Source organism: Micromonospora sp. NPDC002717 (assembly GCF_040295705.1).
Taxonomy (GTDB): Bacteria; Actinomycetota; Actinomycetes; order Mycobacteriales; family Micromonosporaceae; genus Micromonospora.
This window is the reverse complement of sequence record NZ_JBEOVW010000003.1, coordinates 225,173-247,050: the sequence shown is the minus strand read 5'-3', so window position 1 is coordinate 247,050 and position 21,878 is coordinate 225,173. Positions and strand designations below refer to the sequence as shown.

The 21,878-nt window shown below is 72.7% G+C and carries 24 protein-coding genes; 11 read left to right on the top strand and 13 right to left on the bottom strand.

What is annotated here, in order from left to right; all coding sequences use genetic code 11:
• Positions 1–40 precede the first annotated feature (40 nt).
• Together ABT006_RS07575 and ABT006_RS07570 are read right to left on the bottom strand one after the other, a co-directional pair.
• Positions 41–541 (bottom strand): methylated-DNA--[protein]-cysteine S-methyltransferase, encoded by a 501-nt coding sequence (locus tag ABT006_RS07575; RefSeq protein WP_350703935.1) that lies wholly within the window; start codon positions 539–541, stop codon positions 41–43.
• Positions 538–1,998: an AlkA N-terminal domain-containing protein gene (locus tag ABT006_RS07570; RefSeq protein ID WP_350703933.1), complete on the bottom strand. Its 1,461-nt coding sequence runs from the start codon at positions 1,996–1,998 to the stop codon at positions 538–540. The genes ABT006_RS07575 and ABT006_RS07570 overlap by 4 nt, the downstream gene beginning before the upstream one ends.
• A gap of 142 nt (positions 1,999–2,140) precedes the next feature.
• Between ABT006_RS07570 and ABT006_RS07565 the strand changes: the two genes are divergently transcribed.
• Both ABT006_RS07565 and ABT006_RS07560 read left to right on the top strand, forming a co-directional pair.
• Positions 2,141–2,623, top strand: coding sequence for a hypothetical protein (locus ABT006_RS07565; protein WP_350703931.1), 483 nt, complete (start codon positions 2,141–2,143; stop codon positions 2,621–2,623).
• Positions 2,624–2,672: 49 nt separating this feature from the next.
• Entirely contained in the window at positions 2,673–3,407 is a 735-nt protein-coding gene (locus tag ABT006_RS07560) for a Type 1 glutamine amidotransferase-like domain-containing protein (protein WP_502890881.1), read from the top strand.
• 3 nt (positions 3,408–3,410) lie between these two features.
• On the opposite strand, the gene ABT006_RS07555 is transcribed toward ABT006_RS07560, so the two are convergent.
• On the bottom strand, positions 3,411–3,692 hold the full coding sequence (locus ABT006_RS07555; protein WP_350703929.1) for a hypothetical protein: 282 nt from the start codon (positions 3,690–3,692) through the stop codon (positions 3,411–3,413).
• Positions 3,693–4,103: 411 nt separating this feature from the next.
• On the opposite strand from ABT006_RS07555, the gene ychF reads away from it, so the two are divergent.
• Complete coding sequence (gene ychF / locus ABT006_RS07550) at positions 4,104–5,189, top strand: redox-regulated ATPase YchF (protein WP_350703927.1); 1,086 nt, start codon at positions 4,104–4,106, stop codon at positions 5,187–5,189.
• Between the two features lie 232 nt (positions 5,190–5,421).
• Here ychF and ABT006_RS07545 read toward each other — a convergent pair whose 3' ends face one another.
• A complete protein-coding gene (locus ABT006_RS07545) occupies positions 5,422–6,288 on the bottom strand; it encodes an SDR family oxidoreductase (protein WP_350703926.1) in 867 nt (288 codons plus the stop codon).
• A gap of 117 nt (positions 6,289–6,405) precedes the next feature.
• Between ABT006_RS07545 and ABT006_RS07540 the strand changes: the two genes are divergently transcribed.
• The 4 genes from ABT006_RS07540 to ABT006_RS07525 all read left to right on the top strand — a co-directional run bounded on the left by ABT006_RS07540 (position 6,406) and on the right by ABT006_RS07525 (position 9,114).
• Positions 6,406–7,020 (top strand): TetR/AcrR family transcriptional regulator, encoded by a 615-nt coding sequence (locus ABT006_RS07540; protein WP_350703924.1) that lies wholly within the window; start codon positions 6,406–6,408, stop codon positions 7,018–7,020.
• Positions 7,021–7,104: 84 nt separating this feature from the next.
• Entirely contained in the window at positions 7,105–7,566 is a 462-nt protein-coding gene (locus ABT006_RS07535; RefSeq protein WP_350703922.1) for a hypothetical protein, read from the top strand.
• Positions 7,553–8,113: a DUF3995 domain-containing protein gene (locus ABT006_RS07530; RefSeq protein ID WP_350703920.1), complete on the top strand. Its 561-nt coding sequence runs from the start codon at positions 7,553–7,555 to the stop codon at positions 8,111–8,113. The genes ABT006_RS07535 and ABT006_RS07530 overlap by 14 nt, the downstream gene beginning before the upstream one ends.
• Positions 8,110–9,114 carry a hypothetical protein gene (locus ABT006_RS07525; protein WP_350703918.1) on the top strand — a complete coding sequence of 335 codons (1,005 nt, stop codon included), beginning with the start codon at positions 8,110–8,112 and terminating at the stop codon, positions 9,112–9,114. Before ABT006_RS07530 ends, ABT006_RS07525 begins: the two co-directional genes overlap by 4 nt.
• 353 nt (positions 9,115–9,467) lie before the next feature.
• Here ABT006_RS07525 and ABT006_RS07520 read toward each other — a convergent pair whose 3' ends face one another.
• Both ABT006_RS07520 and ABT006_RS07515 read right to left on the bottom strand, forming a co-directional pair.
• Positions 9,468–9,830 (bottom strand): PH domain-containing protein, encoded by a 363-nt coding sequence (locus ABT006_RS07520; protein ID WP_091103067.1) that lies wholly within the window; start codon positions 9,828–9,830, stop codon positions 9,468–9,470.
• Between the two features lie 79 nt (positions 9,831–9,909).
• On the bottom strand, positions 9,910–10,794 hold the full coding sequence (locus ABT006_RS07515; RefSeq protein WP_350704165.1) for a LysR family transcriptional regulator: 885 nt from the start codon (positions 10,792–10,794) through the stop codon (positions 9,910–9,912).
• Positions 10,795–10,881: 87 nt separating this feature from the next.
• Here ABT006_RS07515 and ABT006_RS07510 point away from each other — a divergent pair, with 87 nt between their 5' ends.
• Together ABT006_RS07510 and ABT006_RS07505 are read left to right on the top strand one after the other, a co-directional pair.
• Positions 10,882–11,244, top strand: a complete 363-nt coding sequence (locus ABT006_RS07510; RefSeq protein ID WP_350703915.1) for a DUF1801 domain-containing protein — start codon at positions 10,882–10,884, stop codon at positions 11,242–11,244.
• Entirely contained in the window at positions 11,241–11,633 is a 393-nt protein-coding gene (locus ABT006_RS07505; protein WP_350703914.1) for a VOC family protein, read from the top strand. The genes ABT006_RS07510 and ABT006_RS07505 overlap by 4 nt, the downstream gene beginning before the upstream one ends.
• A 12-nt stretch (positions 11,634–11,645) precedes the next feature.
• Here the strand turns inward: ABT006_RS07505 and ABT006_RS07500 are convergent, their stop codons facing one another.
• Positions 11,646–11,951, bottom strand: coding sequence for a 4a-hydroxytetrahydrobiopterin dehydratase (locus ABT006_RS07500; protein ID WP_350703912.1), 306 nt, complete (start codon positions 11,949–11,951; stop codon positions 11,646–11,648).
• Positions 11,952–12,134: 183 nt separating this feature from the next.
• Between ABT006_RS07500 and ABT006_RS07495 the strand changes: the two genes are divergently transcribed.
• Positions 12,135–12,575 (top strand): (deoxy)nucleoside triphosphate pyrophosphohydrolase, encoded by a 441-nt coding sequence (locus tag ABT006_RS07495; protein WP_350703910.1) that lies wholly within the window; start codon positions 12,135–12,137, stop codon positions 12,573–12,575.
• Positions 12,576–12,651: 76 nt separating this feature from the next.
• On the opposite strand, the gene ABT006_RS07490 is transcribed toward ABT006_RS07495, so the two are convergent.
• The 6 genes from ABT006_RS07490 to ABT006_RS07465 form a co-directional block, all read right to left on the bottom strand.
• Positions 12,652–13,749 carry a succinate dehydrogenase/fumarate reductase iron-sulfur subunit gene (locus ABT006_RS07490; protein WP_350703908.1) on the bottom strand — a complete coding sequence of 366 codons (1,098 nt, stop codon included), beginning with the start codon at positions 13,747–13,749 and terminating at the stop codon, positions 12,652–12,654.
• Positions 13,749–15,701 carry a fumarate reductase/succinate dehydrogenase flavoprotein subunit gene (locus tag ABT006_RS07485; protein ID WP_350703906.1) on the bottom strand — a complete coding sequence of 651 codons (1,953 nt, stop codon included), beginning with the start codon at positions 15,699–15,701 and terminating at the stop codon, positions 13,749–13,751. The genes ABT006_RS07490 and ABT006_RS07485 overlap by 1 nt, the downstream gene beginning before the upstream one ends.
• 12 nt (positions 15,702–15,713) lie before the next feature.
• The gene (gene sdhC / locus ABT006_RS07480; RefSeq protein ID WP_350703904.1) at positions 15,714–16,520 is read right to left on the bottom strand and encodes a succinate dehydrogenase subunit SdhC; all 807 of its coding nucleotides are present in this window, start codon (positions 16,518–16,520) and stop codon (positions 15,714–15,716) included.
• 356 nt (positions 16,521–16,876) lie between these two features.
• Positions 16,877–18,331: a metallopeptidase TldD-related protein gene (locus tag ABT006_RS07475; RefSeq protein ID WP_350703902.1), complete on the bottom strand. Its 1,455-nt coding sequence runs from the start codon at positions 18,329–18,331 to the stop codon at positions 16,877–16,879.
• Between the two features lie 125 nt (positions 18,332–18,456).
• Positions 18,457–19,893 carry a TldD/PmbA family protein gene (locus ABT006_RS07470; protein ID WP_350703900.1) on the bottom strand — a complete coding sequence of 479 codons (1,437 nt, stop codon included), beginning with the start codon at positions 19,891–19,893 and terminating at the stop codon, positions 18,457–18,459.
• 103 nt (positions 19,894–19,996) lie between these two features.
• On the bottom strand, positions 19,997–20,545 hold the full coding sequence (locus tag ABT006_RS07465; protein WP_350703898.1) for a Uma2 family endonuclease: 549 nt from the start codon (positions 20,543–20,545) through the stop codon (positions 19,997–19,999).
• 273 nt (positions 20,546–20,818) lie between these two features.
• Between ABT006_RS07465 and ABT006_RS07460 the strand changes: the two genes are divergently transcribed.
• Complete coding sequence (locus ABT006_RS07460; protein ID WP_350704163.1) at positions 20,819–21,874, top strand: ABC transporter ATP-binding protein; 1,056 nt, start codon at positions 20,819–20,821, stop codon at positions 21,872–21,874.
• Positions 21,875–21,878: the final 4 nt, after the last annotated feature.

Sequence of the window (21,878 nt, the reverse complement as noted above, 5' to 3'; positions counted from 1 at the left end):
GGTAGCGGCAAACGGGTGCGGCGCCGCTGTCAGCTTCCCGTCACGACCGCTCGTGCCCGAGAAGCCACTTCTTCACGTCCAGCCCCCAGCGGTAGCCGCCGAGCGTCCCGTCGGTGCGCAGCACCCGGTGGCAGGGGACGAACAGGGCGACCGCGTTGCGGGCGCAGGCCGCCGCGGCGGCCCGTACGGCCGCGGGGCGGCCGGCCAGCCCGGCGAACCCGGTGTAGGTCACCGGATCACCCGGCTTCACCTCGCGCAGCACCTGCCAGGCGTGCGCCATGAAGACGCCGCCGGTGTGCTGCTCCACCGGCACGGTGTCGATCGCGGTCAGCTCCCCGTCCAGGTAGGCCGCGACGGCGGCGGTGACCGGGCCGAGGTCGGCCCGGCGCCGCAGCGGCGCCCGCAGCGTCGGGTGCACCAGGGGGAGCAGGTGCTCGGGTTCGCCGGTGAAGCCCGCCGCCCGGACCGCCCCGTCCGGGCCGGCCACGATGCTGAGCGGTCCGGCGGGGGTGTCGACGACGGTGCTGTCGTTCATGCTCATGCTGCTCTCCAGAGTCGGATCACCGCGTACGAGCGCCAGGGGCGCCAGCGGTCGGCGTACGCGTCGAGGGTCAACGGGGCGTCGGGCAGGCCGAGGGCGGCGGCGCCTCGGCGCACCGCGAGGTCGGTGGGGAGGAGGACGTCCGGGTCGCCGAGGGCGCGCATCGCGACGTAGCCGGCGGTCCAGGGGCCGATCCCGGGCAGCGCCAGCAGCCGCCGGACGGTCTCCTCCCGGTCCCCGCCGGGCGCCAGGTCCAGCGACCCGTCGGCGACGGCCCCGGCCAGGGCCCGGATGGTCGCCCGCCGCCCCGCCGGCATCCCGAACACCTCGTCCGGCGCCCCGAGCACCTCCTCCGCGGTGGGGAAGCCGGCCAGCCACGGCCCGGGCCCCTCCCCGGTGTCGGAGGGGCCGGGGACGGGCGGACGGAGGTGGTCCAGCAGGCGGGTGAGGGTGGTGCGGGCCGAGCGGACGGAGACCTGCTGGCCGACGATCGCGCGCAGGGCCATCTCGAAGCCGTCGACCGAGCGGGGGAGACGGATGCCCGGCTCGGCGGCGACCGCCCCGGCCAGGGCCGGGTCGGCGGCGAGGGTGCCGTCGACGGCGACCGGGTCGGCGTCGAGGTCGAGCAGGCGGCGGCAGCGGGCCACCGCGGGGGCCAGGTCGCGCATGTCGGTCAGCCGCAGGGTGGCGGTCACGTGCCCGTCCGCCGGGGTCAGGGTCGCCTCGCCCGGGCCGTGCGGCAGCCGCAGGCCCCGGCGGTACGTCCCGTCGCGCACCTCCTCGACGCCGGGCAGCGCGCGCAGCGCGAGGAAGTCCAGCAGCGCCCCCGCGTGCAGCGGCGGGCGGTACGCGAGCCGCAGCGTGATGGTGCCCGCCCCGCCCGGCGCGGCGCACCGGCCGCGGGCGGTACGCAGCTCGGACGGGGCCGTCCCGTACACCTCGCGGACCGTGTCGTTGAACTGCCGGACGCTGCCGAACCCGGCGGCGAACGCGATCTCCGCCATGCCCAGGCCGGTGGTCTCGATCAGGGTGCGGGCGGTCTGCGCGCGCTGCGCCCGGGCCAGGGCGAGGGGGCCGGCGCCCATCTCCGCCCGCAGCATCCGGTGCAGGTGCCGCTCGGTGTAGCCGAGCCGGGCGGCCAGCCCCGGGATGCCGTCCCGGTCGACGACCCCGTCGGCGATGAGCCGCATCGCCCGGCCGACCACGTCCGCCCGGACGTCCCAGTGCGGGGAGCCGGGGGCGGCGTCCGGCCGGCACCGCCGGCAGGCGCGCAGCCCGGCGCCCTGGGCCGCCGCGGCGGAGGGGAAGAACCGGACGTTCTGCCGCTTCGGCGTCATCGCGGGGCAGGACGGCCGGCAGTAGATCCCGGTCGAGGTCACGCCGGTGTAGAACCAGCCGTCGAACCGCTGGTCGCGGCTGTCGACGGCCCGGTAGCACCGCTCGAAGTCCAATTCCACGTCACCGATGATGCCCCTGCTCGGCGCCCCCGGCTCGCGGAAATCGGACGCGGCCGTGCGGGTGGGAACGGGACGTCCGGCGCGGAAAGTGTCGGTTGTGGTCGGTACCGTCCGGGCCACCAACTCAAGAAGGGGTGCGGCAATGGCGAGCGTGGCGGGTCGGGAAGCGGCGTCGACACGGGACGGGCACCCCCCGCTGGACGACGCGGTGGTGCAGGGCTTCTACGACCGGATGCGCGCGGTCGCCCCGTCCGCCGTCGGCGCGATCGAGCGGGACCGGGCCGGTGACCCGGGTCGGGCGTTCGGCGACACCGCCTGCGGTCGGCTGGTGCGTTCGCTGGACGCCGACGGGCTCCGCGCGCTGGGCATGTGGGTGCACCACTGGTGCATGCGCTTCTACGACGACGACACCCGGGTGGCGCTGCGCCTGGTCCGGGAGATCGCCGGCCGCCCCGGGCTGGGCTGGACGGCCGACGAGGTGCGCTGGATGCTCCGCGAGTCGTACGCGGCGGGTCCCGCCGCCGAGGCCCGCTTCACGTTGCCGCTCGCCGCCGCCGGGGCACTGGCCCCGGGCGCCCTGCGGATCGAGCCGGTCGTCCCGCGCCAGCCCGGCCCCCGCGACTGACCGACGGCGCGGCAGGATGGGCGGCGCCGACACCGACGGAAGGACGACCGTGCCCGCCAGCGAACCGACCATCCTCGCCACCAGCATGGGCATCTACGCTCCCCGCCGCGAGGGCGGGGCCCGGCGGGTCAACCCCGTCTTCGACCTCGCCGCCGAGCTGGCCGGGGCCGGGCCCGAGCCGAGGCTCTGCTTCCTCAACCAGGCCGAGGGCGACCAGCCGACCACGCTGGCCCGGGTCTACGAGGCGTTCGCCGGCAGCCGGTTCCGGATGACGCACCTGGCGCTCTTCCCGATGCCGAACGTCGACGACATCCGCGCCCACCTGCTCGCCCAGGACGTGATCTGGGTGGGTGGCGGCAGCGTCGCGAACCTCTGCGCGGTGTGGCGGGTGCACGGCCTCGGCGAGATCCTGCGGGAGTGCTGGGAGGCCGGCGTCGTGTTGGGCGGCGTCTCCGCCGGCTCGATCTGCTGGCACGCCGGCGGTGCCACCGACAGCTTCGGCACCACCCTGCGCGGCTTCACGGACGGGCTGGGCTGGCTGCCCTACGGCAACGGCGTGCACTACGACAGCGAGGAGCAGCGCCGGCCGCTGATGCACCGGCTGGTCGGCGACGGCACGCTGCCGACCGCGCACTGCACCGACGACGGCACCGGTCTGCTCTACCGGGGCGAGCGGCTGGTCGAGGCGGTCGCGGACCGTCCGGGCGTCTGCGCGTACGAGGTCAGCCGCGGCCCGGACGGCAGCGTGCGGGAGACCCCGATCGGGCCGCGCCTGCTCGGCTGACTCCTACCGCTCCCGGCCGCGGCGGCGCAGGGCCGCGTCGAAGACCTGGGCCAGCTCGGCGGCGTCCTCCCCGGCGTGGTGGGTGTGCGGCACGTCGGTCAGGCCCAGCTCGTGCTTGATCGTGCCCTTGCGGGTCCGCACCCACTCGCAGCCGGTCAGCCCCATCCAGTAGCTGCGCAGGTCGACACCGGAACCGGTGGCGCCGAACGGGCTGTGCCCGACGAACCGGGTGAAGTACCAGTGCACGAACATGCCGTCCCAGACGGCCGGGGCGGCGAGGAACACCGGGCGGCCGATCTTGCGCAGGCCGTTGACCCATCTCGCGGCGGCGCCATCGCCTCCTCGGCCGGGGGCGCCTCCCGCAGCAGCCGGTCCCGGTCCAGGCCGGAGACGGCGAGCGCGGCCGGCACGAACTCGTCGGAGATCGGCTTCAGCTCGGTGTAGAAGGTCAGCTCGGGGTGGCCGGCGACGGCCATGCCGAGCGAGATCATGCTGTACGGCCCGGGGATCGGCCCGTCCGCCTCCACGTCGACCGCGACGTACAGCTCCGGCAGCCGGCTCATCCCGCCTCCTTGGGGTCGCTCGCGCGGAACCGTGGCACCGTAACAACGGTCGGGCGCTCTCCGGCGGCCGTTTTCCGCCGGGGTGGAACCTGCCTCTCCAAGGGCGGCGGCGAACGGCGTAAGCTGGCTCGTCGTGAGTCTCACCATCGGCATCGTCGGCCTGCCCAACGTCGGCAAGAGCACCCTGTTCAACGCGCTGACCAAGAACGACGTGCTCGCGGCGAACTACCCGTTCGCCACCATCGAGCCCAACGTCGGCGTTGTCGGGCTGCCGGACGAGCGGCTGCACAAGCTCGCCGAGATCTTCAGCTCGCAGAAGGTGCTGCCCGCCCCCGTGTCGTTCGTCGACATCGCCGGCCTGGTGCGCGGCGCCTCCAAGGGGCAGGGTCGGGGCAACGCGTTCCTGGCGAACATCCGCGACGCCTCGGCGATCTGCCAGGTGGTGCGGGCCTTCTCCGACCCGAACGTGGTGCACGTCGACGGCAAGGTCTCCCCGGCCGACGACATCGAGACGATCAACACCGAGCTGATCCTCGCCGACCTCCAGACCCTGGAGAAGGCGGTGCCGCGGCTGGAGAAGGAGGCCAAGCTCCGCAAGGACCGGGCCGCCGCGGTGACCGCCGCCAAGAAGGCCGTCGAGCTGCTCGACACCGGCGTCACCCTCTACGCGGGTGCCAAGGACGCGGGCATCGAGCTGGAGCACCTGCGCGAGCTGCACCTGCTCACCACGAAGCCCTTCCTGTACGTCTTCAACGTCGACGAGGCCGAGCTGGGCAACGCCGAGTTCCTCGACGAACTGCGCGCCCTGGTCGCCCCGGCCGAGGCCGTCTTCATGGACGCCAAGATCGAGTCCGAGCTGGTGGACCTGCCCGAGGAGGAGGCCCGCGAGCTGCTGGAGTCGATCGGTCAGCAGGAGCCGGGCCTGGACCAGCTCGTCCGGGTCGGCTTCCGCACGCTCGGGCTCCAGACGTACCTCACCGCCGGCCCCAAGGAGGCGCGGGCCTGGACCGTCCCGGTCGGCGCGACCGCGCCGGAGGCCGCGGGGGTCATCCACTCCGACTTCCAGCGCGGCTTCATCAAGGCCGAGGTGGTCTCCTACGCCGACCTGGTCGCCGCCGGATCGATGGCGGCGGCCAAGGCGGCGGGCAAGGTCCGCATCGAGGGCAAGGAGTACGTGATGCAGGACGGCGACGTCGTGGAGTTCCGCTTCAACGTCTGATTCCGGCCCGTTTCCGCAGGTCAGGAAGGTGTGCCCGCGCTCTGGGGGCACACCGGGGGCGCAGCCCCACGCGTCAAGGTCCGCTCCTCGCCGACGGCCGCCGGCGCACGTCCGGCGAGATCGCCGCTGCAGCCGGCGTCATCGAGGCGTACGGCGTGGTCCAGCTTCTCGTGCAGCTCGCCCAGGTCAGGCCCGCCTGACCTGGGCGCCTCAACCTCCTCGCGGCGACGGCTCAGGTCAGCGCGGCCCCCGGTGCCGGGACCGCCTTCTCGGCGGCGCGACTCACCTCTTCCCACCCCGCCCAGGTGTCCATGCGTCGCTTCGAGATGTCGAGGGCGAGGTCGTAGACCATGCTGCCGAGCAGCAGTCGCAGCGGCGGGTCGTCGCTGGCGACCAGCGTCATCAGGGCCTCGGCCGCCAGCCGTGGCTCGCTGTCGATGGACCCCTCGGCCCACCGCTTCGCCAGTTCCGCCCGCAGCGGGTCGTAGGCGGGGTGCGGGGTGGTCGCCCTGCTGCTGGTGTAGAGGTCCGTCCAGTAGCCGCCCGGCTGCACGATGGTGACCTTGACACCGAACGGGGCGGCCTCGGCGGCCAGTGCCTCGCTCATGCCCTCCAGTGCGAACTTGCTCGCGCTGTAGAGCCCTGTGCTGGGAAAGCCGCCGAGCGCGCCGATGCTGGAGATCTGCACGATGTGCCCGGCGCCCTGGGTGCGCAGGTGCGGCAGGACGGCCTGGCTGACCCAGAGCGCGCCGAAGAAGTTGAGGTCCAGTTGCGCGCGGGCCTCGGCTTCGGTGAACTCCTCCACCATGCCGGCGAAGAGCGCCCCGGCGTTGTTCACCACGATGTCGAGCCGGCCGAAGTGCCGCACCGCCCGGGCGACGACGTCGACGACCGCCTCGCGGTCGGTGACGTCGAGGCGCAGTGCCAGCAGCCGGTCGGGGTGTCGGGCGGCGAGGTCGTCGAGCGGCGAGACGTCGCGGGCGGCACCGACGACGCGGTCACCGGCGGCGAGCGCGGCCTCGGTGAAGGCGCGGCCGAGGCCACGGCTGGCCCCGGTGATGAACCAGACCCGGGACGCGGCGGTGCCTGAGGTTTCCATGGGGGAGTCCTTCCGTCAGACGAGACGGATCGTCTCGTCTCGCTGTTGGGGCGACCCTACCCGATCGGGCCCGACTGTCAAGACGGACCGTCTCGTCTCTCTTGTTAGATTGGACCCGTGCCCACGCAGAAGGTCGCCCCCGACGCCAGCCGCCGCAGCCAGACCGCGCGGCGAGCCATCCTTGCCGCCGCCTTCGACCTCGTCGGCGAGGTGGGGTACGCGAAGCTCAGCATCGAGGGCATCGCCGCCGCCGCCGGCGTGGGCAAACAAACCATCTACCGCTGGTGGCCCTCGAAGGGCGCGCTGCTGTTCGACGCCTTTCTCGCGCTCACCACGGAGGGGCAGGACGGCCAGGGTGGCGCGCTACCCGACACCGGTGACCTGGCGGCCGACCTGAAGGTGGTCCTGCGGGCGACCGTCGCGGAACTGAACGACCCGCGCTACGACCAGCCCATGCGCGCCCTGCACACCGAGATCGTCCACGATCCCGCCCTGGCCGCCGACTACGCGAAGCGGTTGGACGAGCCCATGCGGGAGCTGAAGAAGGAGCGCCTGCGCGCCGCCCAGCGTGCGGGGCAGTTGGCCGAGGACGTCGAACTCGACGTGGCCGTCGACATGTTGTTCGGGCCGGTCCTCAACCGGTGGCTCCAGCGCACCGGCCCCCTGACCCCGGAGTACGCCGACCGGGTGGTGGACACGGCGCTGCGCGGCCTCCGGCCACGCGACCGGTAGCCCCCGCTGTTCCCTCCCCTTGGGGAGGCGGATCCCCCCGGAACGGGAGTGGGACGGGGGTCGGCCGCGGCTACGGTCGCAGCCATGGTCGACAACGTTCACTCCCGGCGATGGCCGGCGTACGCCCTGGCGGTGCTGTTCCTCGGGTACGCCGCGGGAAAGGCCGTCTTCGCCGCACAGTCCCGGCTCGGGTTCCCGGGTGGCCCGGTCGTGTCCGCCGCCGAGCACGAGAGCTACGCCCGCGACGTCATGGGCGTGGCCACCGCGCAGTGGTCGGCGACCGCTACCGGGTTGTTGGCCGCGTGCCTCGCCGTCGCCACGGTGACGACGCTGGGGCGTCGGGTGCCGAGGACGATGATGCTGCTGGCGCTCGCCGGCATGCTGCTGGCCGTCGGAGCCGGCGCGATGATCATGGTCGTGGACGGCCTCGTCGGCATCGGTGTGGGCTGGCAGTGGTACCACGCGGTCCTCGGGCTCGTCGTGATCGGGCTGCTCCTGGAGACGATCCGGTCCTACGCGACGGCGACGAAGCGTGTCGCGGCCTGATCGCGCGCGCTGGGGCGCGTACGGGGCGGCGGCCTGCGCCGCGGCCTACGGCTCGATGAAACTCGCGCAGGCGCTGGGGGTCAACGCGCTCGCCGACAAGGACCCGCTGCCCCCGGAGATGCGGGAACGGCTGCTCGCGCGAGACCCGCTGTTCGTGGCGAGCCACTGGGTGCTGGCCACCGCCGCCGTGGTCGGCGTCGTGGTCGCGCTGGCCACGCTGCGGCCCTGGCGGGCGGCCCTCCCGCGCCGCCTGCTGCTCGCGATCGCCGGGACGCTGGGGGTCTTCATGATCGCCCGGTCGATCGGGGTGCTGGGGTTCGGCTTCGTCGGCGACACGCTGCTGCTGACCGGAGTCCGCCCGCCCCCGGCCGGGCACGCCGCGCTGGCCCGCGAACTGGCACGGTGGGACCTGCTGCTGTGGTCGCCGCTCTTCCTGCTCTGGGGGTTGTGCTGGACGGCAGCGGGATGGCGGCTGCACCGGAGGTCCACTGTGACCGGTGGTCCGGCGTCGGCGGTGGATGCGGTGAGCCCTACCATCTCGCCATGATCACTGCGCCGTTGGCACCCGACGTACTCGCCCGCTACCCCGGGCTGGAGAAGCTCGGCCGCACGGCCACCCGGCTGCACCCCCGCCGCGGGACGGTCACAGCCACGGAGAGCCACGTCGGAGGGCCGCTGCTGTGGCCGGCCGACGAGCCCTGGCCCACCTGCGCCACCCCGTGCATGGTGCAGGAGGAGGTGCCGATCCCGGCCGAGCTGTTGACCCGGATGCGCGAGGCGGAGAGCCGCCGTACGGTGGCCCACGTGCTGGCCGACGGCGAGATCGAGCTGCACGAGGAACTCGCCCGGCTGGTCGGCCCGGGTTTCAGCGGTTGGGGCTCGGTGAACGGCGGCCCGACCGTGGGCTACCGGTACGGGCCGCGATCCCACCCCCGGCCGAACCCGATGGTGGCGCTGGCGCAACTGCGCGCGGCGGACGTCCCGGACCTGCCCCGGCCCGGCGGGGCGGACCTGTTGCAGGTGCTGTGGTGCCCGTTCGAGCACGACACGCCGCCGTGGGGGCCGATCGTGGAGCTGCGGTGGCGGCGGGAGGCGGACGTCACCGCCACGCTGACGGAGCCGCCGCGCGGTGAGACCGGGGCGGAAGGGTACGTGCCCCAGCCGTGCCGGCTGCACCCGGAGCAGATCGTCGAGTATCCGTACATCGAGGAGCTGCCGGCGGACCTGCGGGAGCTCGCCGAGGCGGACGAGGAGTACCTCGACACCTTCATGGCGCCCGGATGGAAGGTCGGCGGGTACGCCCGGTGGAGCCTCACGGACCTGCTCCCGACGCCGTGCCCCCGCTGCGCCGGTCCCACCACGCTGGCCCTCGTCATCGACTCCTCGGAGCACGGGGCCGACCGGTGGCGCCCGACCCGAACGGACGGCGCACCGGACGACGACGACCCGTACGAGCCGACCGGGGTGGTCGTCGGTCGCTATGGCGCGCTGCGCATCTTCGTGTGCCTGACCTGCCCGGACGTGCCGTTCCTGCTCGACCAGCAGTGAGGCCTGTGGTGTCGACGAATCCGTGACTGTCCGGGCCGACCCCCCACGGTCCCTGATCGGGCACGGCGTGGACCGCTGCCATGCCGCCGTCTCCCCGTCGCCGGCGAGTGGAACACCCGGGGTGTCAAACACGTGCGTTGACAGCCATGGTGTTCCACTCGCGGGCGTAGCGGGTCAGGCCCCCGGGTGTCGAGCCCACGGTCTCCGCCGGGGACGCCCAGCACCTGCGCCACCGGGTCTTCTGTGACCACGCTGCCGCCGGACGGCCGACGCCGCCTGCTCCGGGCCGGCCACGACGGCCCCTGTACCCGCCGCCCGCTCAGGCGCTGAGAACTTCGGCCGCGCCGAGCAGCTCAGCTGATGTGGTGCAGGATCACGTTGTGCACGTGGTGGCTCTTCTGGGCGCCGCGGAACTCCACCTCGTAGGTGTGCGTGCCGACGTGGATCGCGATCGCGCCGGTGGAGAAGAACGAGCCGCCCCAGGACTTGTTGCTGACCACGCTGACGCTCGTGATCTTCGAGTACGGGATGCTGGTGATGGCGTACCGCTTGCCGACGAAGGAGCGGTCCTGGATGATCACGCGCCGGTCGGTCAGGCCGATGAAGCCCGTGCCCGTGCCGACGGCGTCGTAGACGGCGATGATCTGTTCCCCCTGGAGCAGGCCGCTCTGGATCTGCTGGAACTGCTCCTTGCGGTCGTACGTCGCGTTGGCCATGACCCCCACGGTAGGCCGGGTGCGCCAGCCCAAGATCAATGAGACGGCCGCCGGGGCGGAAACTCGTTGGTGGCGCGGGTCAGCGTACGTTCGCGTCGGTCGCGGCCCGGACGAACTCGCGGACCCGGGCCGTGGTGTTGCTCTCCCGCCAGACCAGGCCGCGCCGGATCGGGGGCGCGTCGCGGATCGGCACGTACGCCACGTCGGGGCGGGGGTAGTAGCGCCGGGTGTGCTCGCCCACGGGCAGCACGCCCCGCCCCATCGCGACCAACGTCAGCATCTCCGAGAAGGTGTTGCCGGCCGGCCCCTTCGGCACCGGCCGCCCCGACGGGGTGTGCTCGGGCGTGCGGTCGCGCTTGAACTCCGCCGAGGTCACCGCCGGGTACTGCACCACCGGGTGGTCGCCGAGCACCTCCAGGGAGACGGACTCCTGCCGGGTCAGCGGGTGCCCCGCCGGCACCGCGAGCACCCGCTCCTCCTCCAGCAGCGCCGGCCCGCAGGCCATCCCGTCGAACGGGTACGCGGCCATCAGGATGTCGATCGAGCCGTCCACCAGGCTCGGCCGCGAGTTGAAGAGCTGGACCTCGTGCACCTCGACCTGGCAGTCCGGGTGGCGCTGCGCGAACAGGGCGACGGCCTTGAGCAACGCCGGGGCGGTCCACTCGCCGAGGAAGGCGACCCGCAGCCGCCCGGTGACGCCCCGCCCCGCCTCGACGGCCCGGCGTACCGCCTCGTCCATGCCGGCGACCAGCGGCGCCAGGTCGTCGGCGAGCTGCCGGCCGATGGGGGTGAGCTGCACGACCCGGCTGGTGCGGGCGAACAGCGGGGCGCCGATGCGACGTTCCAGCTTCTTGACCACGTGGCTGATCCGCCCGGTCGTCACCCGCAGGCGTTCGGCCGTCCGGCCGAAGTGCAACTCCTCGGCGAGCGTCAGGAAGGTCTCCAGCTCGTGGCGTTCCAGCACGTCGGTGTCCCGTCGTTGAATCCGGCTCAACGATCGTAGTGCGATCGCGTCTTGGTCGGCCGGGCCGGGCGGCGCATCGTGGGGGTCATGGAAACGACGACAGTGACCGACTACCTGGCGGGCCTCGACGCCCCGCTGCGGGAGATCGGCGAGAAGCTCCTCCCCGTCATCGAGGCGGCGCTGCCGGGCGCGACCGGGGCGGTGTGGCACGGCCACCCGGTCTGGGGCCTCGGCGACCGACCGGGCCGGCGACCCGTCTGCCTGGTGAAGGCGTACGCCGGGTATGTCACCTTCGGGCTGTGGCGCGGGCGGGAGATCACCGATCCGTCGGGGCGGCTCGTCCCGGGCGCCCGGCAGATGGCCGCGGTGAAGCTGCGGACCCTCGCCGACGTCGACCCGGCCCTGTTCACCGACTGGCTGCGCCAGGCCCACGACCTGGAGGCGAAGTGAGCGCGGTGCGGGTCACGGGCTTCGACCACCTGGTGCTCAACGTCTCCGACGTCGAGCGGGCGCTGGGCTTCTACTGCGACGTGCTGGGCCTGGCCCCGGTGCGGGTCGACGAGTGGCGGGCCGGCAAGGTCCCGTTCCCGTCGGTACGCGTCAGCCCGGAGACCATCATCGACCTCGTCCGTCGGGACCGGGGCGAATCCAACGTGGACCACTTCTGCCTGGTGGTGGAGCCGCTGGACTGGCAGCACGCCGTCGACGCGGGGGTGTTCACAGTCCTGGAGGGGCCGGTGGGCCGGTTCGGCGCGCGCGGCAGCGCAACCTCCCTCTACGTGCGGGACCCGGACGGCAACTCCGTCGAGCTGCGCTGGTACCCCCAGGATGCCGCGTAGCCGGCGCGTGGATCAGGGCTGGGTGACGGCGCGGTACGCGTCCTCGATGCGAGCGGCCAGCAGCACCTCGCGCTCGGTCAGTGGGGCGTTGCCGTGCCCGACCTTGATGTGCGTGTGGTCGGCGCGGCGGCTGATCTCGGGCCGCAGGTGCAGCGCGTCGGCGACCACCTTCACCCGCTCGGTGAGGGCCGCGTGCTGCGTGTCGTCGATCACGAGGGTCCGTCGGATCTGCTCACCCTCCCGGGTCCAACCGGTGAGCAGGGTGAGGGCGTCGCTGAGGTAGTCGTGCTTCGCCCGGCCGTTGAACAGCACGCGCATCACCGCACCTCCCAGGCGCCGTTGCCGGCTTGTGGCCAAATCGTCGCCGTCCCGTGTCTTGTCGGTGCCCTCTAGTCTGTCGTCGCACGGTGGGTGTGTCCACGCCCACACTTCCGTGTTCTCCTGCCCTGACGGTCGGCCACGCTACCCAAACCGCCGATTGATCTGGCACGCTGGACGCCCGTGCGGACCGAACGGGCTAACGGCGGCGGGCAGGCCGAGCGACGGGACCTGAGGGTCGTCGTCGGGGCGGCGATCATCAGGAACGGCAGGGTGCTCGCCTGCGCCCGGGCCGCCCCGCCCGAGGTGGCGGGCATGTGGGAGTTCCCCGGCGGCAAGGTGGAGCCGGGCGAGAGCGAGACCGCCGCGCTCGTCCGCGAGTGCGCCGAGGAACTCGCCGTACGCGTGGAGATCGGCGACCGGGTCGGCCGCAACGTCCGGATGGCGCACGGCCGCTCCGTGCTCAAGGTGTACGCGGCCCGCCTGCTGCACGGCGACCAGCCGCGGGCGCTGGAGCACTCGGCACTGCGCTGGCTCTCCGCCGACGAGTTGGACAGCGTCACCTGGCTGCCGGCCGACGCCCCCATCGTCGCCGCCCTCCGCCCGATCCTCGCGCCCGGCTGAGCCGAAGCGGACACTCGGGCGAAAACGGGACGGGGGCCGGCGGCAACAGCCGCGGCCCCCGTCATCGTCGACGCCCTCAGTGCTTGTCCTGCTCCGGGTGGGCGAAGTTCAGGTGCTCCGGCGGCAGCGGGAAGGTCACGTCCTCGCCGAACGGCGACGGCGCCGCCGCCCGGTCGAAGGTGAGCTCCGTCAGCGGAAGCCTGCCGTGGGTGTCCACGGCCGGCGCCGTCGGCTTCGGCACCTCGCGGTGCCAGTTGACGCCGCGCTGCGCCTGCACCTCGGACTGCGAGTCGTGCGAGCCGCCAGCGTGCGAGTGCACGCCCCCGTGGGCCACGCTGCCGTGCACCGCACCGCTGGCGTGCCCGCTGGTCACGATGGTCTGAGGCACCTGACCCCTCCGGAAGATCTTGCTACCAAGCCACACGAGGGGATCGTACCTGCGGTCGACGACCCGCTCCTTCATGGGGATGATCCCGTTGTCCGTGATCTTGATGTGCTCCGGGCAGACCTCGGTGCAGCACTTGGTGATGTTGCAGAATCCGAGGCCCTGTTCGGCCTGCGCGTACTCCTTGCGGTCGGTCTTCGCGTCGAGCGGGTGCATGTCCAGCTCCGCGGCCCGGATGAAGAACCGCGGCCCGGAGAACGCCTGCTTGTTCTCCTCGTGGTCCCGGATCACGTGGCAGACGTTCTGGCACAGGAAGCACTCGATGCACTTGCGGAACTCCTGCGAGCGCTCCACGTCGACCTGCTGCATCCGGTACTCGCCCGGGGCCAGGTCGGCCGGCGGCGCGAACGCCGGGGTCTCCCGCGCCTTCTCGTAGTTGAACGAGACGTCGGTGACCAGGTCCCGGATGACCGGGAAGGTGCGCAGTGGGGTGACCGTGACCGTCTCGTCCTCCGTGAAGGTGGACATCCGGGTCATGCAGCTCAGCCGCGGCTTGCCGTTGATCTCCATCGAGCAGGAGCCGCACTTGCCGGCCTTGCAGTTCCACCGGCAGGCCAGGTCGGGGGCGTCGGTGGCCTGGAGCCGGTGGATGACGTCGAGGACCACCTCGCCCTCGTTCACCTCGACCATGTAGTCCTGCAGGTCGCCGCCGTTCTCGTCGCCGCGCCAGATGCGGAACTGGCGCTTGGCGCCGGGCTTGCCGGCCCCGGGGGACTTCTGCTCCGCCATTACTTGCCCGCCTCCTCGGCCTCGGCGTCGGCGACGAGGGCGTCGAACTCGGCGAGCTCCTCGTCCGTGAGGTACTTGGCCAGCTCCGCGCGGTCGAAGAGGCCGATCAGCTCCGCGCGCATCTTCGGCAGCGGCTTGCGCTCCAGGCGCACGGTGTCGCCGTCCAGCGAGCAGACCAGGTTGACGCGGCGCCACATCGGGTCCATCGCCGGGTAGTCCTCCCGGGTGTGGCCGCCGCGCGACTCCTGCCGCTCCAGCGCCGCCTTGGCGGTGCACTCCGAGACCACCAGCATGTTGCGCAGGTCCAGCGCCAGGTGCCAGCCCGGGTTGTAGCGGCGGCCGCCGCTCGCGCTGACCTTGGCCACCCGCTCGCGCAGCTCCGCCAGCCGGGTCAGCGCGTCGGCCAGCTCGCCCTCGCGCCGGATGATCCCGACGAGGTCGCCCATCACCGCCTGGAGGTCCTGCTGGAGGGTGTACGGGCTCTCGCCGGTGTCCCGCTGCAACGGTGCCAGCGCGGTCTCCACCGCGGCCTCCACCGCCGCGACGTGGACCTTCGGGCGGGCCGGCAGGCTGTCGGCGTACGTGGCGGCGTGGCCGCCCGCGCGCTTGCCGAAGACCAGCAGGTCGGAAAGCGAGTTGCCGCCGAGCCGGTTGGAGCCGTGCATGCCGCCGGAGACCTCACCCGCGGCGAAGAGCCCCCGCACGGTGCCGTACGCGGCGCCCGAGTCCGGGTCCACCTCCACGCCGCCCATCACGTAGTGGCAGGTCGGGCCGACCTCCATCGGCTCCTTGGTGATGTCGACGTCGGCCAGCTCCTTGAACTGGTGGTACATCGACGGCAGGCGGCGGCGGATCTCCTCGGCCGGCAGCCGGGAGGCGATGTCCAGGTAGACGCCGCCGGCAGGGGTGCCCCGGCCGGCCTTGACCTCGCTGTTGATCGCCCGGGCCACCTCGTCGCGGGGCAACAGCTCCGGCGGACGCCGGTTGTTGTCCGGATCCTTGTACCAGCGATCCGCCTCGGCCTCGTTGTCCGCGTACTGCTTGCGGAAGACGTCGGGGACGTAGTCGAACATGAACCGCTTGCCGTCGGAGTTCTTCAGCACGCCGCCGTCGCCGCGCACCGACTCGGTGACCAGGATCCCCTTCACCGACACCGGCCAGACCATGCCGGTCGGGTGGAACTGGAGGAACTCCATGTTGATCAGCGTCGCGCCGGCGCGCAGGGCCAGCGCGTGCCCGTCCCCCGTGTACTCCCAGGAGTTCGAGGTGACCTTGTAGGAGCGGCCGACGCCGCCGGTCGCCAGCACCACGGCCGGCGCCTCGAAGAGGACGAACTCGCCGGACTCCCGGTAGTAGCCGAACGCGCCGGCGACCCGGTCGCCGTCGAGCAGCAACTCGGTGATGGTGGTCTCGGCGAAGACCTTGATCCGGGCGTCGTACGAGCCGTGCTCCCGCTTGTCCTCCTGCTGGAGGGAGACGATCTTCTGCTGGAGGGTGCGGATCAGCTCCAGGCCGGTCCGGTCACCGACGTGCGCCAGGCGCGGGTACTCGTGGCCGCCGAAGTTGCGCTGCGAGATCTTCCCGTCCTTGGTGCGGTCGAAGAGCGCGCCGTACGTCTCCAGCTCCCAGATCCGCTGCGGCGACTCCTTCGCGTGCAGCTCGGCCATCCGGAAGTTGTTGAGGAACTTGCCGCCGCGCATGGTGTCGCGGAAGTGCACCTGCCAGTTGTCCCGGCTGTTCACGTTGCCCATCGCGGCGGCGGCGCCGCCCTCGGCCATCACCGTGTGCGCCTTGCCGAAGAGCGACTTCGAGATGATGGCGGTCTTCTTGCCGGCGAGCCGGGCCTCGATCGCCGCGCGCAGGCCGGCGCCGCCGGCCCCGATCACGACGACGTCGTAGTGGTGCCGTTCGATTCGCGTGGTAGAGCTCGGGTGGTGGTGAGGATTGGTCATGTCAGGGGCCCTCTAGTTGATGAACCGCAGGTCGTTGAACCAGCCCGCCGCGACCGCCATGACGTAGAAGTCCGTCAGGGCCAGGGTGCCGAGGGTGATCCAGGCGAGCTGCATGTGCCGGACGTTCAGGGCGGAGATGAAGGTCCAGGCCCGGTAGCGCACCGGGTGCTTGGAGAAGTGCTTGAGCCGCCCGCCGATGATGTGCCGGCAGGAGTGGCAGGAGATCGTGTACGCCCACAGCATGACCACGTTGCCGAGCAGGATGATGTTGCCCAGACCGAACCCGAAGCCCTTCGGCGAGTGGAAGGCCAGGATCGCGTCCCAGGTGTTGATCAGCGAGATGACGGCGGCGGCGTAGAAGAAGTAGCGGTGCAGGTTCTGGCCGAGCAGCGGGAACCGGGTCTCGCCGCCGTACGACTGGTGCCCGTCCGGTACCGCGCACGCGGGCGGCGACAGCCAGAACGACCGGTAGTACGCCTTGCGGTAGTAGTAGCAGGTGAGGCGGAACAGCAGCAGGAACGGCAGGGTCAGCGCGGCGTCCGGAATGATCCACCAGCCGGGCAGGAAGCTGCCGAAGTGCGAGGAGCCCTCGACGCACCGTTCGGTGACGCAGGGGGAGTAGAACGGGGTCAGGTAGTGGTACGCGTCGACCCAGTAGTAGTCGTGCATGAAGACCCGGACCGTCGCGTACGCGACCCACGCGCCGAGCCCGATCACGGTGAGCAGTGGGGCGAGCCACCAGCGATCGGTACGCAACGTCTTCGCCGCGATGGCGGCGCGTGCCCGCGCTCCCCGCGGCCTCGTTGCCGTTGATGTCATTCGAGTCGTCTCCCTGACGGGGCCCGCACGCGCGGGCGGATCAGTTTCCGGTCGGCACGCGGACCGGCGAACCCGCACCCGCTTGCCACGTCATGCGCACACCAACGACCGCGCCGGCGATACGGCGCAGCTAAGTGACACACGTTACGCCGATCTTTGCGGGCCGTCCGCGCAAGGCAGTGTCCCGTGTGTCCCGGCCGGTGGAAAGCCCCGAACGATGATCGATGTCCGGATGTTAAGAACCTCACCGGTTGCCTGTCCGGCGTACGCGCGCGACTCACCCGGAAGCGTCGCCGGCCCGGAATCCGTCGTGGAGCGGGCCGGGTCGGGCTCCGATCCGTGCAGCGGGCCGTGGGTCAGCCGGAGGCGCCGCCCGTGAAGTTCCAGGAGGCCAGTCGCAGCGGCGGGGCCTCCCACCAGACGCCGTCCGTCCGGTCCGGCTGGCGTACCGCCCGGCTGCCGACGCCGAGCACCGCGCCGGGACCGAGGGCGCGGGGGTAGGACTCGGTGAAGCGCAGGTCGCGGACCGCCCGGGTCACCACGCCGTCCTCCACCAGCCAGACGCCGTTGCGGGTCAGGCCCGTGACGACCAGGCTCTTCGGATCGAGCACCCGGGTGTACCAGAGGTCGCTGACCAGCAGCCCCCGCCGCACCCGACCGACCAGCCCGGCGGTGTCCCCGTCGACCACCGCACCCGGCACGCCGCCGCCCGCGCCCGCCGTGCCCGGTACGGCGGAGCCCGCCGCGTCGGCGCCCGACGTCGCTGCCGGTCCGCCGCCGGTGGCTCCGGCGCCCGTCGGCCCGGCCGCGTGCAGGCGCAGGTTGCGGGGCATCGGGCCCCACGTCGCGGCGCCGGCCAGCGCGTGTCCGGTCGAGGCCGCGCCGGCCTCGGCGGCGGTGCGCCGGTCGTGCGCCACCGCCCGGGTGGTGCCCGCCTCGACCAGGGTCACGGCGCGCCGGGGCGTGCCCTCGACGTCGAACGGCAGCCCGGAGCCGCCGAGCGGATCGTCGACCAGGGTGACCGCCGGGTCGAACTGGGCCGCCCCCGGCTCGGCGAAGGACTGCCGCTCGGCGTACCGCTTGCCGTTGAAGCCGAACCAGGAGAGATTCTGGAGCAGGTCGGCGACGGCGGCCGGCTCCAGCACCACCTCGTAGCGGCCGGGCGGCAACTCGACCGGGTCGGCCGCGGCGCGCGCCTTGGCCGCGGCCCGGGCGCCGAGCGCGGCACCGTCGACTTCGGCCAGCCGGTCGGCGCAGAACCGGGCCACGCCGTCGGAGCCGCCGGTGCGGGCGATGCCGTCCATCGCCGCCTCGGCGGCGCGGCCCGACGCCGAGTGCCCGGCCGAGTTGGCGAACGCGGAGGAGCGGTGCGCCGTGCGGCAGTAGCCGGCCGCCTCCAGCCCGCCGGCCGCCGCCACGAACGCGCGCACCAACTCGGCCCGCTCGTCCGGCTCGGCGTACGCGGTGGCCTCGTCGAAGGCCGCGGCGGTCGGCGCCGGCGCCGGCGGGGCGAGGCCCGGCCAGGCCGGGTCGGGCGGGCAGAGCCGCGCCGCGGCGAGGGTGCGCTCGACCAGCGCGCGCAGCCCGTCGGCGGTGACCACGCTGCCGCTGCCGGCGGCCGTGCGCCCGCCGACGTGCAGCCGCAGCCGGACCTCGACGCCGGACTCGGCCACGTTCTGGTGGATGAACGAGTTGGCGAACCGGGTCAGCGCCAGGTCGGCTCGGGTGACCACCGCCTCGGCCTGCGCGTCGGGCCCGCCGAGCCGGCGGACCAACTCCACCACCTGACCGGCGATCTCCAGCTCACTCATGCTGCACCCCCTTCGCTCGCGACTGCGGGACTCGCTCGCTGCGCTCGCTCATTCCTCGCGCTCACCGCATCCCTCTTCGTTCGCGACTGCGGGACTCGCTCGCTGCGCTCGCTCATTCCTCGCGCTCACGCACGAACTCCTACCCGGACGTTGCGGAAGCGGGCCGGCGCGGCCGGGTGGCCGGTGTGGCCGACCTGGCCGGGCTGGCCCTTGCCGCAGTTGGGCGTGCCCCAGGCGACGGTCTCCGAGGAGAGCATGTCCATCGAGCGCCAGAAGAGGGGACCGATGCCGGTGTAGGTGGGGTTGCGCAGCATCCGCCCGCGCCGGCCCTTCTTCACCTCCCAGCCGATCTCGCAGCCGAACTGGAAGTTGAGCCGCTTGTCGTCGATCGACCATGAGCGGTTGACGTCCATCAGCACCCCGTCGTCGGTGGCGGCGACGATCTCCTCCAGGGTGTGCGGGCCGGGCTCCAGGCCCACGTTGGTCATCCGCACCATCGGCAGCCGGGCCCAGCCGTCGGCGCGTACGCTGCCGCCGTGGTCCAGGCCGGCGACGGCGGCCGAGTCCCGGCCGGCGAGCACGCCCACCCAACGCCCCTCGCGCACCGCGTCGCGCCTGACGGCCGGGGAGCCCTCGTCGTCGAAGCCGAAGCTGCCGAGCGCGCCGGGGATGGTGGGGTCGATGGTGACGTTCATGAGCTCGGAGCCGTAGCGCAGAGAGCCGAGCTGGGCCAGGTCCAACCAGGAGGTGCCGGCGAAGGCGGCCTCCCAGCCGAGGATCCGGTCCAGCTCGATGGCGTGCCCGACCGACTCGTGGATCTGCAGGGCGAGTTGCTCGCCGCCGAGGATGAGGTCGGTCTCGCCGGCGGGGCAGGGCGGCGCGGTGAGCAGCGCCTGGGCCTCCTCGGCGATCCGCGCCGCCTGCGCGGCCAGGTCGAGCGAGGTGACCAGCTCCCAGCCGGTGGTGCCGTATTGACCTCGGTAGCTCGGGTAGGAGCGGCGCTGGGTCTCCCCGTCACCGACGGCGGTGGCGGAGATGCCGCCGCCGCACTCGCGGATCCGCTGGTCGATCCGGTGCCCCTCGCTGGAGACGAACCACTTGGCCGTGTCCCAGACCTGGTAGAGGCCCTCGGCCACGTCGGCGCCGTGCTCCGCCATCGTCCGCGTGGCACCGACCAGCAGGTCGCCCTTGTCGGAGAGCGGCACGCCGAGCGGGTCCACCACGCAGGGGGACGCCCAGCTCGCGGTCACCGCCGGGGCCGGCACCAGGTCGATCGGCGGCCCCGGGACCCGCGCGCTCGCCGCGGCGATCCGCGCGGCGCGCCGGCCGGCCTCGCGGGCGGCGGCGTCGGACAGGTCCGGTACGGCGTGGAAGCCCCAGCTCGACCCGACCAGCGCGCGGACGCCCAGCCCGATGCTCTCGTCCTGGGTCAGCTCCTCGATGTCGCCGTTGCGGGCCGACATGGACTCGTAGCGGCGGTGCATGACCCGGGCGTCGGCATACCGGGCTCCCGCGTCGAGCGCGGCCTGCACCGCGGCGGCCGCCGCGTCGAACTCGGTCACGACGTCACTTCGCCGCGTTCCGTGCCGTCATGAGGCACCACCGGGCTGCGTCGATGATTCGCTCGCTCATGCGCCCGACCCTAGGCGAGCCCACCGACATCCGTCAGGCGAGCAGGTCCGCCGGCCGGATCGTGACCCGTACGGGCTCGGTCAGCTCCAGTTCGTCGCCGGCCTTGGTCACCGACCGCTCGACGTAGTGGGCGCCCTGCCGCTGGTACAGGTGCATGGTCAGGTTCTCCTGCTCCACGAGGAGGTACCACTCGATGCCGGCCGCCGCGTAGTAGTGCATCTTGAGCACCTTGTCGGTCGCGGCGTTGCTCGGTGAGATGATCTCGCACACCAGCCGCACATCGCGGGCGTCGATGACGAGCACGCGGAGATCGACGTCGTTGGTGATCACAAGGTCGGGTATCGGGATGCGTCCCGGCCGGAGCCGGACGTTCACCGCTTCCAGCACGCGTAGGCCGGCTGCCCGGACCGGTGCCCGGAGCGCGGCGCGCAACTCGCCGGAGATGTTCTGGTGAAGAGGGGTGGGTCCTGGGGTCACGTGAAGGCTCCAGTCGAAGAGTTCGACGCGGTCCTGCGTCTCGCCGAGGGCGAGGTACTCCTCTTCGGTCCATGGGCCGTCGTGGCCGAACACCGCTGCGGTCATGGTCATCTCCACCTCATCGACGGGATCCTCCCGTGACTGACGCAGCCATGGTCGCACCTGAGGTGCGTCGGATGTCCCAGTTGTGGCGGTGGATGTGCTGGTGGGGGTGTCGGAGCCCGTTGCAGAGTCGTTACGCTGTGGCCCGCTGACAGCCCTCGGTTATGTAGCTTATTTTCACCCTCAGTGATTTCCTGTAGGTTCTCTTCGTCACTGAGGGAGGCGGTCGTGGGCAGTCCGGAGTCGGCGTCGTCCGGGGAACCGGGCCGCCCCAGCGTGCCGGAGCAGCGCTCCGGCCAGGACCCGTACCTGCGGGTGAGCGACCTGCGGGTCCGTTTCGACACCGAGGACGGCGTGGTGCGCGCGGTCGACGGGGTGTCGTTCGCGGTGGAGCGGGGGCGCACGCTCGGCATCGTCGGTGAGTCGGGCTCGGGCAAGAGCGTCACCTCGCTGGCCATCCTCGGCCTGCACAACGCCAAGCGGACCACCATCACGGGGGAGATCTCCGTCGGCGGGCGCCAACTGGTCGGCCTGCCGGAGGAGGAGGTACGCCGGCTGCGCGGCCGGGACATGGCGATGATCTTCCAGGACCCGCTGTCCGCGCTGCACCCGTACTTCACGGTGGGCAGGCAGATCGCCGAGGCGTACCGGGTGCACCACCCGAAGGCCGGCAAGCGCGAGGCCCGCCAGCGCGCGGTGGACATGCTGGGCCGGGTCGGCATCCCGCAGCCGGCCCGCCGCTTCGACCAGTACCCCCACGAGTTCTCCGGCGGCATGCGGCAGCGGGCGATGATCGCCATGGCGCTGGTCAACGACCCGGACCTGCTGATCGCCGACGAGCCGACGACCGCCCTGGACGTGACCGTGCAGGCGCAGATCCTCGACCTGCTGGCCGACCTCCAGGCCGAGTTCCACTCCGCGATCATCATGATCACGCACGACCTGGGCGTGGTCAGCCAGGTCGCCGACGAGGTGCTGGTCATGTACGGCGGGCGGGCCGTCGAGCACGGCAGCGTCGAGCAGGTGCTCCGGCGGCCGCAGCACCCGTACACCTGGGGCCTGCTCTCCAGCGTGCCCTCGCTGCACGGCGACGCGGACGCGGACCTGGTGCCGATCAAGGGCAACCCGCCCAGCCTGATCAACCTGCCGCCCGGCTGCGCCTTCCACCCGCGCTGCCGGTACGCCGGCCGCAACGGCGACCGCTCGCGCACCGAGGTCCCGGAGCTGCGCCCGGCGGGCGCGCCCGGCCACCTGGTGGCCTGCCACCTCTCCGCCGACGACCGGACCCGGTTGTACGCGGAGGACATCGCCCACGTGGGGGTGGCTCGGTGAGCGC

Excerpts from the sequence above, each read along its gene's own strand:
- ABT006_RS07575 (WP_350703935.1), bottom strand. The coding sequence starts at position 541 with ATGAGCATGAACGACAGCACCGTCGTCGACACCCCCGCCGGACCGCTC.
- ABT006_RS07565 (WP_350703931.1), top strand. The coding sequence starts at position 2,141 with ATGGCGAGCGTGGCGGGTCGGGAAGCGGCGTCGACACGGGACGGGCAC.
- ABT006_RS07545 (WP_350703926.1), bottom strand. The coding sequence starts at position 6,288 with ATGGAAACCTCAGGCACCGCCGCGTCCCGGGTCTGGTTCATCACCGGG.
- ABT006_RS07535 (WP_350703922.1), top strand. The coding sequence starts at position 7,105 with ATGGTCGACAACGTTCACTCCCGGCGATGGCCGGCGTACGCCCTGGCG.
- ABT006_RS07525 (WP_350703918.1), top strand. The coding sequence starts at position 8,110 with ATGATCACTGCGCCGTTGGCACCCGACGTACTCGCCCGCTACCCCGGG.
- ABT006_RS07520 (WP_091103067.1), bottom strand. The coding sequence starts at position 9,830 with ATGGCCAACGCGACGTACGACCGCAAGGAGCAGTTCCAGCAGATCCAG.
- ABT006_RS07510 (WP_350703915.1), top strand. The coding sequence starts at position 10,882 with ATGGAAACGACGACAGTGACCGACTACCTGGCGGGCCTCGACGCCCCG.
- ABT006_RS07500 (WP_350703912.1), bottom strand. The coding sequence starts at position 11,951 with ATGCGCGTGCTGTTCAACGGCCGGGCGAAGCACGACTACCTCAGCGAC.
- ABT006_RS07490 (WP_350703908.1), bottom strand. The coding sequence starts at position 13,749 with ATGGCGGAGCAGAAGTCCCCCGGGGCCGGCAAGCCCGGCGCCAAGCGC.
- ABT006_RS07485 (WP_350703906.1), bottom strand. The coding sequence starts at position 15,701 with ATGACCAATCCTCACCACCACCCGAGCTCTACCACGCGAATCGAACGG.
- sdhC (WP_350703904.1), bottom strand. The coding sequence starts at position 16,520 with ATGACATCAACGGCAACGAGGCCGCGGGGAGCGCGGGCACGCGCCGCC.
- ABT006_RS07475 (WP_350703902.1), bottom strand. The coding sequence starts at position 18,331 with ATGAGTGAGCTGGAGATCGCCGGTCAGGTGGTGGAGTTGGTCCGCCGG.
- ABT006_RS07465 (WP_350703898.1), bottom strand. The coding sequence starts at position 20,545 with ATGACCGCAGCGGTGTTCGGCCACGACGGCCCATGGACCGAAGAGGAG.